Genomic DNA, 12,797 nt, shown 5'->3' on the forward strand with positions numbered 1-12,797 from the left:
ATCGAGTTCGTACAACGGAAAATTGCGTGGATCAGGAGCGACCGCAGCACGAGAAGATCCGGTTCAGGCGTGATGAGATCACCGACCTGGGGACCTTTCCGTCCGCCTGCCGTGTGCCGCCGCTCGGTCAGGCGTCGATCGGACGCGGTTTTCGCATTCTGTCGCGACTGTTCGCCGGTCTGGTCGCTTTCGTGCTGCTGGCCGCCATGCTCGTTTATCTGGTTGGCGCCTCCGGCATCGGAGCCGACCGGCTTCGCACCGAGGCGGAAACGGCGCTCGAGAAACTGGCGGGCGTCGATGTCAATGTCGCGGTCGGGCCTGCCCGCATCACGCTCGACGGTTCGAGTTTCATCGCGCTCCAGGTCAGCGACGTCAGCTTGAAGACATCGGACGGCAAGCCGATGGCCGATGCCGGCCGCGTGCGCTTCGGCGTGCGTCTGTTCCCGCTGCTGTGGGGAGATGTGCGGCTGACCAGCGCCAGGATCTCGGATGCCCGCATCGTCGTGGCGGCGATGCCGTCAGGCGGCGACTGGACCGCCGGCCTGCGCAATGCGGACGGCCTCATCGATCCGGAGAAGCTGTCCGCCGCGGTGTTCGGAAACATCAACCACGCACTCGATGCCGTGCGGGAGGATTCGCTGCGCCGGATCGACCTTCGCAATGTCGAATTCGTGCTGCCCGAAACCGGAGCGATCAAGCTCGTCAAGATCACCGACGCCACCGTCGTGCAGTCAGGCCCGGGCGGCATGCAGTTCTCGTCCACGGCGGATATCGACGGCAGGACGGCTACCGTTGCCGCTTCCGCCTCCCGCGATATCGCGGCGCACCGCGTCACGGCACTGGATGCGAGCGTCGATCTGGCCGATACCGGCGACATGGCGGCCGCTGCCGGCAAGCTGGGAACCGTCGCGCTGAAGCTGACGGGATCGGAAGGGTTCGGGGCGAACGCATCGCGGCTGACGGCCGCTTTGTCGTCTACGGGTTCTGTCCTCGATCTCGGCACGCGAGGACTGCTGCCGGCGGACATCGATATCAATGCGACGCTGGTTGCGGGCAGCAACAAGATCCAGGTCGACAGATTGCTGCTGAATACCGGCCGCTCGACATTCGATTTCGCCGGGTCGATCGGGCCGAAGCCGGCAAGCGGAGCGGTGGGTGAAGAACCCTCCTATCGCTACGACCTGACCAGCGACGGGTCGTCGCTTGCGCCTTCGGAGTCGCCCGAGCCGGCGCTCACCTTCCTCGCCCGGATTGCCGGGGTCTACAATACGGTGAGCCACAAACTGATCGCCGAGCAGATCGCGCTTCGGTCCGCCGGCTCCGGCGAGGTGCTTGGCACCGCTGCCGTGGCGTTCGTCGACGGCAAAGTGCCGGGGATCAATCTGGCGTTCAACATCCACGACATGCAGGTCTCTCACGTCAAGCAGCTGTGGCCGTGGTTTTCGGCGCGCAATGCCCGGCTGTGGGTGCTGGCCAATCTGTTCGGCGGCCGTGTCGTCGACGCCAACCTTCAGTTCCAGGTGGTGCCGGGCCGGCTCGGCAACGGCGTGCCGCTTTCGGCCGATGAGGTGTTCGGCCGCTTCCAGATCGAGGGATCGCGATTCGACACCGCTGGCCGCATCCCGCCGATACGCGACGCGGTCGGCGTCGTCGGTTTCCACGGCAACGATGTCGATATCTCCCTATCCTCGGGCACCGTCTACATGCCCAGCGGCCGCACCGTGGCGGCCAGCAACGGCACGCTGACGGTCAAGGCGGCCAACCGCCCGCCGGTCGTCGGCGCGCTCGACATCGATGTCGACGGCGACGCATCTGCCGTTGCCGAACTCGCATCCTACGAGCCGATCAACGCCATGCGCCATGTCGGCATCCTGCCGGAGGACCTGTCGGGCAGCGTCACCGGCCACGTCAAGGCGGATATTCCGCTGCAGTCCGGTGTCGACTCCTCAAAGCTCGATTGGCTGGTGTCGCTCGACTACAGCGGCATGTCCTTGGCCAAGCCCTTCGAGGGCCAGATCGTGACGGATGCCGACGGTTCGATCACGGTCGATCCGGAGAAGGCGGTGATCTCCGCCAAGGCATTGCTGAACGGCATTCCGGCCGAACTCGATCTGGTAGAGCCGCTCAGGGATGACGGGCCGGCGCGCAGCCGCAAGGTGGCTCTGGTGCTTGACGACAAAATCCGCGCCGCCGCCATGCCCGGCCTGAAGCCGCTGCTTGCCGGAACGGTGAAGGTGGCGATCGACAAGAACGGCAGCGGCGATCAGAATGTCTCGGCCGATCTGACCAACGCCAGGCTGGACATTCCCTGGGCGGGTTGGAGCAAGGGGGCAGGGGTCCCCGCCAATGTCACCTTCGTCATGACCAAGTCCGGCGACACCACGACGTTGTCCGATTTTGATCTCGACGGAAAGACGTTCTCCGTCGACGGCAGCATCGTGCTCGTCAATGGCGCCTTGTCGTCGGCGCGGTTCAGCAAGGTCACCTTGAACAGGGGCGACGACGTTGCCGTGTCGGTGAAGCGGTCCGGCAAGGGCTATGCGGTCGACATATCGGGCAACGCGCTCGATGCCCGCTCGCTCATCAAGCAGTTCACCTCGGACGTCGACACGGCGACCAAGACCACCGGTTCCGACGCCATTTCCGTCAGCGCCGATGTCGACCGGCTGACCGGTTTCCACGACGAGCAATTGTCCAATCTGAAGCTCGACTACAGCGCGGCCGGCTCGCGGGTGAACGGGCTGAAGGTCAGCGCCACGGCAAGTTCAGGCGCCGCCATATCGATCAGCAACACCACTGGCGCCGGCCGGCGCGCGCTCAACATGCAGTCCGCGGACGCCGGCGCCATCCTGAGATTCCTCAACATCTACGAGCACATGGAAGGCGGCGCGATCACGCTCGCACTGGCCGGGCCGAGCGACGGATCGCTCAAGGGCAAGGTCGACACCAGCAACTTTTTCGTCGTCAACGAACCGAAACTCGCCTCCATCGTCTCGACCACGCCGGCCGGCGACAACCGCAGCCTCAATCAGGCGGTCAAGGGCAAGCTGGACACATCGCGGGTGAAGTTCGAACGCGGCTACGCCGAGATCGACAAGGGCAGCGGCTATCTGAAACTGGCCAATGGCGTGCTGCGCGGACCGCGCATCGGGACGACGTTCCAGGGCACGCTCTACGACCAGAACAACAACATGGACATGACCGGCACATTCATGCCGGTCTATGGCCTCAATCGCATCTTCGGCGAATTGCCCATCGTTGGCGCGCTGCTCGGCAATGGTCGCGACCGCGGCCTGATCGGCGTTACCTACCGGCTCAAGGGCAATGCCAACAAGCCGCTGCTGGACATCAACCCGCTGTCGGTGATCGCGCCTGGAATATTCAGGTCGATCTTCGAGTACCGGTGATCGAGTTCAGGCAGGTCGTATCAGAATGTGTTTTTTCTTTCCCAAAGAAAGCTTTACGACGTTTTCCGGACTCAAATCCTTCGAGGTCACCAGCCGGCGCTCGTCGCTGACAGGCTCGTCGTTCAGGCGCACGGCACCGCCCTGCACATGCCGCCGCGCTTCGCCGTTCGACGCCGCCAGTCCGGCGGTGACCAGCAGCGACAGGATGCCGACGCCGGTTTCGAGCGCTGTCTTGTCGACCTCGACGGTCGGCAGCGACTCCGCGAGCGCGCCTTCCTCGAACGTCTTGCGCGCCGTATCGCTGGCTTGCTCGGCGGCTGCACGGCCGTGCAGCAGGGCGGTGATCTCGGTGGCGAGGATCTTCTTGGCCTCATTGATCTCGGATCCGCCGAGCCGTTCGAGCCGCGCCACCTCGTCCAGCGGCAGCGTCGTGTAGAGCTTCAGGAAGCGGGCGACATCGGCATCCTCGGTGTTGCGCCAATACTGCCAGAATTCGTAGGGGCTCAGGATCTCCGCATCGAGCCAGACCGCGCCCGAAGCCGACTTGCCCATCTTGGCGCCCGACGAGGTGGTGAGCAGCGGCGTCGTCAGCGCATAGAGCTGCGCATCCTCCATGCGGCGGCCGAGATCGATACCGTTGATGATGTTGCCCCACTGGTCGGAGCCGCCCATCTGCAGGCGGCAGCCGAGACGCTTGTAGAGCTCGACGAAATCATAGGCCTGCAGGATCATGTAGTTGAATTCGAGGAACGACAGCGACTGCTCGCGATCGAGCCGCAGCTTGACGGAATCGAACGCCAGCATGCGGTTGACGGAAAAGTGACGGCCGACGTCGCGCAGGAAATTGACGTAGTTGATCTCCATCAGCCAGTCGGCATTGTTGACCATGATGGCGTCGTTCGGACCGCTGCCGAATTTGAGGTAGGGCATGAAGTTGCGGCGGATGCCGGCTAGATTATCTTCGATGTCCTGCGGGGTCAAAAGCTTGCGCGCCTCGTCCTTGAAGGACGGGTCGCCGATCATCGAGGTGCCGCCGCCCATCAGCGCGATCGGCCGATGACCCGTCTGCTGGAGCCAGTGCAGCATCATGATCTGGATCAGCGAGCCGGCGTGCAGGCTCTTGGCGGTGGCGTCGAAGCCGATATAGGCGGTCACCGTCTCTTTGGCGAAGATAGCGTCGAGGCCGGCATCATCCGAAGTCTGGTGGATGAAACCGCGCTCGCTCATCGTGCGCAGGAAATCGGATTTGAAGGCGGACATTGTTTCTTTCCCGAAAGCGCCCGGCCAGCGTGGCTCGGACGTGTATGAACGCGGGCGTTTAGCATCCAAGCGCGATCAGCAAAAGTGGTTTCCGGTTTTGCGTCTGATCGCGCGCCAGACAAAGGTCCAGCGATCAGCAAAAGTGGTTTCCGGTTTTGCGACTGATCGCGCGCCAGACAAAGGTCCAGCGATCAGCAAAAGTGGTTTCCTGTTTTGTTGCCCGCGCGGATGGCGTTTGCGAATCCTTGCTTCGTCGTTTGGGCTGGCGTAATGAGGCGCCGCGCAGGGGCAGGGCCTGAGGCGCCGCGACGGGGCCATCCCGCAGATCAGATCCGGAAAGCTCCGCGATGAACAGGAACTATCTCTTTCTCTTTCTGTTCAGCGTGCTGATGACGTTCAGCGGACTGGCGAGCCTTCCACCCGTCGACCGCGACGAATCCCGTTTTGTCCAGGCCACGAAGCAGATGGTCGAAACCTCCGACTATGTCGACATCCGTTTTCAGGATGCCTCGCGCTACAAGAAGCCGATCGGCATCTACTGGCTGCAATCGGCGGCCGTGGCGCTGAGCGGCGAGGGGGCGGCGGCGCCGATCTGGGTCTACCGCCTCGTCTCCATGCTTGGCATTGCCTTGGCCGTAGTCGGCATTGCCTGGACAGGCACCAAGCTGTTCGGGGCCAATGCCGGTCTCGCCGCCGGCCTGATAATGGCGGCTATCTTCGCCACCGCCTTCGAGGGTCGTGACGCCAAGACCGACGCCATGCTGCTGGCCTGCTGCGTGGCGGCGCAAGGCGCGCTCGCCCAGATCTATCTGGCATCGCGCCGCAACGAACCGGTAGCCGCCCATTTGCCGTGGATATTCTGGGCCGCTCAAGGCCTTGGAATCCTTATCAAGGGGCCGGTGGCTCCGCTCCTGTCGGTGCTGACGGTCGCCGCCCTGTTTGCCTTCGAGCGCGACTGGCGCTGGCTCCTGAAGCTGAAGCTCGTGCGCGGTGCCGCTCTGGTGCTGCTCATCGTGTTGCCCTGGGTCGCCCTCATCACCTGGAAGAGCGGCGGCGCCTTCCTCAGTGATGCCGTCGGCAAGGACATGATGGCCAAGGTCGCCTCGGGCGAGGAATCGCACGGCCTGCCGCCGGGCTTCTACATGCTGACCTATTCCTTGTTCATGTGGCCGTTCGGTCTGATCGCGGTCGGCGCCGGGCTGCAGGCCCTCAACCGTCTGCGCGACGATCCCCGGCTGCGTTTCTGCCTCGCCTGGTACATTCCGTTCTGGCTGGTGTTCGAGCTGATCCCGACCAAGCTGCCGCACTATGTCCTGCCGGCCTATCCCGGCATGGCGCTGCTGATCGGCTGGCTGCTGACCTTGCCGCCGCAGGAAGCGAATGCGCCGCTCAGGCGCTGGCAGGATTGGTTGTGGTGGTCGACCGCATTCGGTCTTGCCGTGGTCAGCCTTGGCCTTGCGGCGGTCTGCGTCGGAGCGCCGATCTATCTCACCGGCGCCTTCTCCTGGTGGAGCATCCCAGCCGCCGCGGCAGCACTGGGGGCGGGCTATCTTGCCTTCTCGCGGGAGTTGCAGGTTCCGCTTCCTCGCATCGGCGCCGTCGCGGCTTGCGCGGGCATCACCTATGGGCTGTTGTTCGGCGTCATCGCGCCTTCCCTGAAACCGATCTGGCTGAGCCCGGCGATCGAGGCGGCGTTCCAGGCCAACAGGCCTTGCGACACCACGGTGCTCGCTTCGGCGGAATATCACGAGCCGAGCCTGGTGTTCCTGGTCGGCACCAAGACCGTCCTGACCGATGTCGATGGCGTCGCCAAGCATCTGCTCGGCGATCCTGCCTGCGCCCTGGCGCTGGCGCAGGTCGGCGACGAGCAGAAACTGAATGGGCTGCTGGCGGCGCAAGGCAAGTCGGCGAACCGCGTTGCCGAGGTCGACGGCCTCAACTATTCATCGGGAGACAAGCTGTCGCTCGGCCTCTATCGTGTAACCCAGTGACGGGGTGTAACCAAGTGACGGCTCGCCGATGCCCATGACGGCAACAATGGGGTCGAATTTCCTATGCTGGTGAAATCACGCCCGCCCGTTTCGAGCCTGCTCCTTGGGGTAGGGCGCCGGTCGCTCGACAATTTTCGCGATACGTTGCAGATCGCCAAAAGCCGCCTTGCCACCCGTCCGGCCAGATACCCGAACGTTTTGTGGTCGGTCTGGGTGCTGGTCTGGATTTTGCTGACGGCGGCGGCGTTTGTTCGTCTCGACACCCCGGCCGGAATGCTTCACGGCAAGTGGTCGGCGGGATTTGCCCGGACTGCCGACTTTTTCACCCAGTTCGGCCTGGGTGGCTGGTATCTCATTCCCTCAGTGCTTCTGCTTGTCGCCGCGAACCTGACGGATTGGCGAAGCCTCTCCCGGCGCTCGCTGATGCTGCTCTACAACTGGACCTGCCTGGCTTTTCTGGTGCTGTGCGCCACCGGCCTGTCGGGGCTCGCCGTCAATGTGCTGAAATATGCCATCGGCCGGGCTCGCCCGCTCTATTTCGAGGACTTTGGCGTGCTGACCCTGCACCCCTTCGCTTTCGATGCGCGCTTCGCCGGCTTTCCATCCGGCCATGGCACGACGATGGGCGCGGTGTTCGGGGTCGCTTTGCTGTTGTTTCCGCGGCGCTGGCACATCGCCCTGGCGATCACCGCCTGCATCGCCTCGACCCGTATCTTCGTTGGCGCGCACTATCCCAGCGACACCGTCGCCGGCTTCGGCCTCGGCTGCGCCTTCGCGCTTGCCTGTGGGCTGGTCTTTGCCCGGCTCGGCTTCATCTTTCGTCCGATGCCGTCGGGATTGCCGGTCTGCAAGAGGACGTTTCGGCTGATCGGACCGACAAGGAAGGCTGCCTGAGCATTCGAAGTTCAGTTGCCGTCCAGCCCGCCATAGGATCTGACCAGGCCGGCCATGCCGGGCGAAGAGTGCTCTTCGCCTTCGAGCCCTTGGGCAACGCCGACGCGATCGGCGACCGGGCGGTTCTGGCTGACCTTCCACTTGCCGTGGATTTCGCTGATCTCGATTTCCAGCCCGATGATGCCCTTGATCTGCGACTGGATGAAGGGCGCCGGCGCATCGGTCACCGCCCAGGGCGCGGTGCGGGCGCCTTCCTGGGAGACGGTCAGATCGGCGATCTGCTGCGCCAGCCAGTCCTGGTCATCGATAACGTTGACGGTGCCGCGAACCTGCACGATGGCATAATTCCAGGTCGGCACCACCTTGCCGGTCTCGCGCTTGGTCTCGTACCAGGACGGCGTCACATAGGCATCGCTGCCTTGGAAGACGATCAGCACCGGTGAAGCCGGATTTTCGGCCAACAGGCGCCATTGCGGGTTGGCCCGCGCCAGATGGGCGCGCATCCTGCCGTTCGGCCCGATTTCGGCGTCGAGCAGGAACGGGATGGCGTTGGCGACCGGCCCCTCGGGTCCGTTGGAAACCAACAGGCCCAGCGGATGCGTCCGGATCAGCCCGTGCAGGATCTCCGGCCGCGTTTCCCTGAAATGAGGAGGCTCGTACATCGCCGTCCGTTCTTTTCTTGTTTATCTCAGCCGCTTCGGACGCGGATCCGACAATTCGCCGGCCAGCCGGCGGTCGAGATAGTCGGCGCATTCCTCGAGCAGCAGGTCGGCATCGTTGGCGAAGAAATGGTTGGCGCCTGGCAAGGTCTTTTGCGTGATGGTGATGCCCTTCTGCGTGTGCAGTTTGTCGACCAGGCCCTGCACATCCTTCGGCGGCGCCACCTTGTCGGCATCGCCATGGATGATCAGGCCCGATGACGGGCAGGGCGCCAGGAACGAGAAATCATAGGTGTTGGGCTGCGGCGCGATCGAGATGAAGCCTTCGATCTCCGGCCGGCGCATCAGAAGCTGCATGCCGATCCAGGAGCCGAAGGAGTAGCCGGCGACCCAGCAGCTCTTGGAATCGGGATGCAGCGACTGCACCCAGTCCAAAGCGGCGGCGGCATCCGACAACTCGCCGGTGCCGTGGTCGAATTCGCCCTGGCTGCGGCCGATGCCGCGGAAATTGAAGCGCAGCGTGGTGAAATCCCGCTTCTGGAACATGTAGAAGAGGTCGTAGACGATCTTGTTGTTCATCGTGCCGCCGAATTGCGGATGCGGGTGCAGGACGATGGCAATCGGCGCGCTTTTTTCCTTGGAAGGCTGATAGCGACCCTCCAGGCGGCCGGCAGGACCGGTGAAAATGACCTCAGGCATAAAATACTCCACTTGGTAATACGAACGCGCGGTGCCTGGAACGTTTCCTCTGGCCTTGACGCAGGGCGAGCGTCTTCTTAGAAGCTAGTTTAGAATTGTTCAAAACTGGGTGGCAAGACATCGAGCCCGGCCACCCGCGCCGCAAGCCGCGTAAATAGGACGGCTCGCCTTGGAATTTCAAGGAAATAACGCCATACGACATCGGAATGGCTTCTGACGGGACTTGACGGACGAAAATGGCCGTAAAACGCGCCTATCTCGATTATAATGCCAGTGCGCCGCTGCTTGCCGCGGCTCGCGAGGCTATGGTCGCGGCCCTTGACGTCGCGGCCAATCCGTCATCGGTTCACGCCGAGGGGCGCGCGGCCCGCCGCCTGATCGAGACCGCCAGGCGTGACGTGGCGGCGCTCGTCAACGCCAAGGCGGAGCATGTCGTGTTCACCTCCGGTGCCACGGAAGCCGCCTCGACGCTGCTGTCACCCGACTGGCAGATGGGGCGCGGCATGGTGCGCATGAGCCGGCTTTACGTGTCGGAGGCCGATCATCCCTGCCTGTTGAATGGCGGACGGTTCCCGGCAGCGCAGGTGACGCGGATCGGCGTCGACGCCAACGGCATCGCCGATCTCGGCGCCTTGGCGTCGGCGCTCGGCGGTCATGACAAGAGCGAAGGCCTGCCGCTGGTCGCCATCCACGCCGCCAACAACGAAACCGGCGTCATCCAGCCGATCGATCGCATCGCCGGGATCGTCAAGGCGGCGGGCGGTATCCTCGTTGTCGACGCCGTGCAGGCCGCGGGGCGTGTTCCGATCGATCTATCAGCGGGTTACGCCGATTATCTGATTCTGTCCTCGCACAAGATCGGCGGTCCCAAGGGCGTCGGCGCCATCGTCGCCGCTTCGGATCTGATGATGCCGAAGCCGTTGATCAATGGCGGCGGCCAGGAAAAGGGCCATCGCGGCGGCACTGAAAACCTCGCTGCCATTGCCGGTTTTGGCGCGGCCGCCCGCGAGGCCCTTGCCGGATTGCCGGCCATGGATGCGGTGCGCCGGCGCCGCGACGAGATCGAGGCCATCGTGAAAACGCTGGTGCCGGACGCGGAAATCTTCGGAACCGGTGCGCCAAGGCTTGCCAACACGGCATTCTTCGCTATTGCGGGCGTCAAAGCCGAAACCGCGCAGATCGCCTTCGATCTGGCCGGTGTGGCGCTGTCGGCGGGCTCTGCCTGTTCGTCGGGCAAGGTCGGGCCGAGCCATGTGCTGAAAGCCATGGGCTACGGTGACAGTCTCGGCGCCTTGCGGGTGTCCATCGGACCCGCGACCGGCGCGGAAGACGTTGAGCTTTTCCGCACCGCGCTTGCAGGTATTGCCGCACGTAGGGCGGATAGAGAACGGGCCGCGTAGCGGTTGGACGAATTTGGGCCTTTCGGCCTGGTAGAGCCGTGTGTTTCATGCTGGCCGGGTGAATTTCCGGTCGAAGCGCACTATATGAAACTTACGCTGCCGCGAGCGCCTTTTTGGGTTCGTTTTTGGCGGTGCCATAGTTTGAAAACTGTCGGGCCTTGACCCCGGCGTGGATGGAGAACGCATATGCCTGCTGTGCAGGACACGATCGATCGGGTCCGAAAGATCGACGTCGACCAATACAAATACGGATTCCAGACCGAAATCGCGATGGACAAGGCCCCCAAGGGCCTCAGCGAAGACATCATCCGTTTCATTTCGGCCAAGAAGGACGAGCCGTCCTGGATGCTGGAATGGCGTCTGGAAGCGTATCGCCGCTGGCTGACGCTTGACGAGCCGACCTGGGCGCGCGTCCACTATCCGAAGATCGATTTCCAGGACATCTATTTCTATGCGGCGCCGAAGAGCACGCCCGGCCCGACCTCGCTCAGCGATGTCGATCCCGAACTCTTGAAGGTCTACGAAAAGCTCGGCATTCCGCTGCGGGAGCAGGAAATCCTTGCCGGTGTGCAGAAGACCGATGCCTCGGAGCTCGAGGAGGTCAGCGACAATGTCTACAAGTCGGGCCGCGTCGCTGTCGACGCCGTGTTCGATTCCGTCTCCGTCGTCACCACCTTCAAGAAGGAACTGGCGCAGGCCGGCGTCATCTTCTGCTCGATCTCGGAAGCCATCCGCGAGCATCCGGAGCTGGTGAAGAAGTATCTCGGTTCGGTTGTGCCGACCTCCGACAATTACTACGCGACGCTGAACTCCGCCGTGTTCACCGACGGCTCGTTCGTCTTCGTGCCCAAGGGTGTGCGCTGCCCGATGGAGCTGTCGACCTATTTCCGCATGAACGAGAAGAACACCGGCCAGTTCGAGCGCACGCTGATCATCGCCGAGGAGGGGGCTTATGTCTCCTATCTCGAGGGCTGCACCGCGCCGCAGCGCGACGAAAACCAGCTGCACGCGGCAGTTGTCGAACTGGTGGCGCTTGACGATGCCGAGATCAAATACTCGACGGTGCAGAACTGGTACCCCGGCGACGCCGAGGGCAAGGGCGGCATCTACAACTTCGTCACCAAGCGCGGCGACTGCCGTGGCGACCGCTCCAAGATTTCGTGGACGCAGGTCGAGACCGGCTCGGCGATCACCTGGAAATATCCGAGCTGCATCCTGCGGGGCGACGATTCCCAAGGCGAGTTCTATTCGATCGCCGTGTCGAACGGCTATCAGCAGGTCGACAGCGGCACCAAGATGATCCATCTCGGCAAGAACACGTCGAGCCGCATCATCTCCAAGGGCATCGCCGCCGGCTACTCGCAGAACACCTATCGCGGCCAGGTCTCGGCGCATCGCAAAGCGACCAACGCCCGCAACTTCACCAACTGCGACTCGCTGCTGATCGGCGACCAGTGCGGCGCACACACCGTGCCCTACATGGAAGCCAAGAATTCGACGGCGCAGTTCGAGCACGAAGCGACGACGTCGAAGATTTCCGAGGACCAGAAATTCTACGTCATGCAGCGCGGCATTCCCGAAGAGGAAGCGATCGCGCTGATCGTCAACGGCTTCGTCAAGGATGTCATCCAGCAACTGCCGATGGAATTCGCGGTCGAAGCGCAGAAGCTGATCGGGATTAGCCTTGAGGGCTCGGTCGGCTGACCGGATATATATTCAGGAAACGAAAAAATGCTTGAAATCAGAAACCTGCATGCCCGCATCGTCGATGACGGCACCGAAATCATCCGCGGCTTGAACCTGACGGTGCAAGCCGGCGAGGTCGCCGCGATCATGGGGCCGAACGGCTCGGGCAAATCGACGCTGTCCTACATCCTCGCCGGCCGCGAGGACTATGAAGTGACCGAAGGCGACATCCTCTACAACGGCCAGTCGATCCTCGAAATGGATCCGGCCGAGCGCGCAACGTCAGGCATTTTCCTCGCCTTCCAGTATCCGATGGAGATACCGGGCGTCGCGACCATGGAATTCCTGAAAGTGGCGATGAACGAGCAGCGCAAGGCGCGTGGGGAGGAGCCGCTGAAGATCCCGGAATTCCTGAAGCGCGTGAAGGAAGCCGCCGCCTCGCTCAGCATGGACATGGCGATGCTGAAGCGGCCGCTCAATGTCGGCTTCTCCGGCGGCGAGAAGAAACGCGCCGAGATCCTGCAGATGAAGCTGCTGGAGCCGAAATTGTGCGTGCTCGACGAGACCGATTCCGGCCTCGACATCGATGCGCTGAAGATCGTGTCCGACGGCGTCAACGCGCTGCGGGCGCCGGACCGGGCGTTCCTGGTCATCACCCACTACCAGCGCCTGCTTGAGCACATCGTGCCCGACACCGTGCACGTGCTCTACAAGGGCCAGGTCATCAAGTCAGGCGACAAGTCGCTGGCGCTCGATTTGGAAGCCAATGGCTATGCCGGCGTGATCGGCGAAGCAGCGTGA

The 12,797-nt window shown here is 63.2% G+C and carries 10 protein-coding genes; 7 read left to right on the plus strand and 3 right to left on the minus strand.

Features of this window, described 5'->3' with window-relative positions:
• The first annotated feature begins 26 nt into the window (after positions 1 to 26).
• Positions 27 to 3,407, plus strand: a complete 3,381-nt coding sequence (locus NKH52_RS08420; protein WP_352729467.1) for a hypothetical protein — start codon at positions 27 to 29, stop codon at positions 3,405 to 3,407.
• 6 nt (positions 3,408 to 3,413) lie between these two features.
• Here the strand turns inward: NKH52_RS08420 and tyrS are convergent, their stop codons facing one another.
• On the minus strand, positions 3,414 to 4,667 hold the full coding sequence (gene tyrS, locus NKH52_RS08425) for a tyrosine--tRNA ligase (RefSeq protein ID WP_352729469.1): 1,254 nt from the start codon (positions 4,665 to 4,667) through the stop codon (positions 3,414 to 3,416).
• On the opposite strand from tyrS, the gene NKH52_RS08430 reads away from it, so the two are divergent.
• The 3 genes from NKH52_RS08430 to NKH52_RS08440 all read left to right on the plus strand — a co-directional run bounded on the left by NKH52_RS08430 (position 4,654) and on the right by NKH52_RS08440 (position 7,552).
• Positions 4,654 to 4,938 (plus strand): hypothetical protein, encoded by a 285-nt coding sequence (locus tag NKH52_RS08430; protein WP_352729471.1) that lies wholly within the window; start codon positions 4,654 to 4,656, stop codon positions 4,936 to 4,938. The two genes, tyrS and NKH52_RS08430, sit on opposite strands and share 14 nt — an antisense overlap.
• A gap of 76 nt (positions 4,939 to 5,014) precedes the next feature.
• Positions 5,015 to 6,658, plus strand: a complete 1,644-nt coding sequence (locus tag NKH52_RS08435; RefSeq protein WP_352729473.1) for an ArnT family glycosyltransferase — start codon at positions 5,015 to 5,017, stop codon at positions 6,656 to 6,658.
• A 63-nt stretch (positions 6,659 to 6,721) separates the two neighbouring features.
• Positions 6,722 to 7,552 (plus strand): phosphatase PAP2 family protein, encoded by an 831-nt coding sequence (locus NKH52_RS08440; RefSeq protein WP_352729475.1) that lies wholly within the window; start codon positions 6,722 to 6,724, stop codon positions 7,550 to 7,552.
• 11 nt (positions 7,553 to 7,563) lie between these two features.
• On the opposite strand, the gene NKH52_RS08445 is transcribed toward NKH52_RS08440, so the two are convergent.
• Positions 7,564 to 8,214 (minus strand): FMN-binding negative transcriptional regulator, encoded by a 651-nt coding sequence (locus NKH52_RS08445; RefSeq protein WP_352729477.1) that lies wholly within the window; start codon positions 8,212 to 8,214, stop codon positions 7,564 to 7,566.
• Between the two features lie 21 nt (positions 8,215 to 8,235).
• Positions 8,236 to 8,910 (minus strand): alpha/beta hydrolase, encoded by a 675-nt coding sequence (locus tag NKH52_RS08450; RefSeq protein WP_023669128.1) that lies wholly within the window; start codon positions 8,908 to 8,910, stop codon positions 8,236 to 8,238.
• A 236-nt stretch (positions 8,911 to 9,146) separates the two neighbouring features.
• On the opposite strand from NKH52_RS08450, the gene NKH52_RS08455 reads away from it, so the two are divergent.
• The 3 genes from NKH52_RS08455 to sufC all read left to right on the plus strand — a co-directional run bounded on the left by NKH52_RS08455 (position 9,147) and on the right by sufC (position 12,797).
• On the plus strand, positions 9,147 to 10,310 hold the full coding sequence (locus NKH52_RS08455) for a cysteine desulfurase family protein (RefSeq protein ID WP_352729479.1): 1,164 nt from the start codon (positions 9,147 to 9,149) through the stop codon (positions 10,308 to 10,310).
• 186 nt (positions 10,311 to 10,496) lie between these two features.
• On the plus strand, positions 10,497 to 12,014 hold the full coding sequence (gene sufB, locus NKH52_RS08460) for a Fe-S cluster assembly protein SufB (RefSeq protein WP_127258270.1): 1,518 nt from the start codon (positions 10,497 to 10,499) through the stop codon (positions 12,012 to 12,014).
• A gap of 27 nt (positions 12,015 to 12,041) precedes the next feature.
• Positions 12,042 to 12,797, plus strand: coding sequence for a Fe-S cluster assembly ATPase SufC (gene sufC / locus NKH52_RS08465; RefSeq protein WP_127288646.1), 756 nt, complete (start codon positions 12,042 to 12,044; stop codon positions 12,795 to 12,797).

Source organism: Mesorhizobium sp. M1066, assembly GCF_040318635.1.
Taxonomy (GTDB): domain Bacteria; phylum Pseudomonadota; class Alphaproteobacteria; order Rhizobiales; family Rhizobiaceae; genus Mesorhizobium.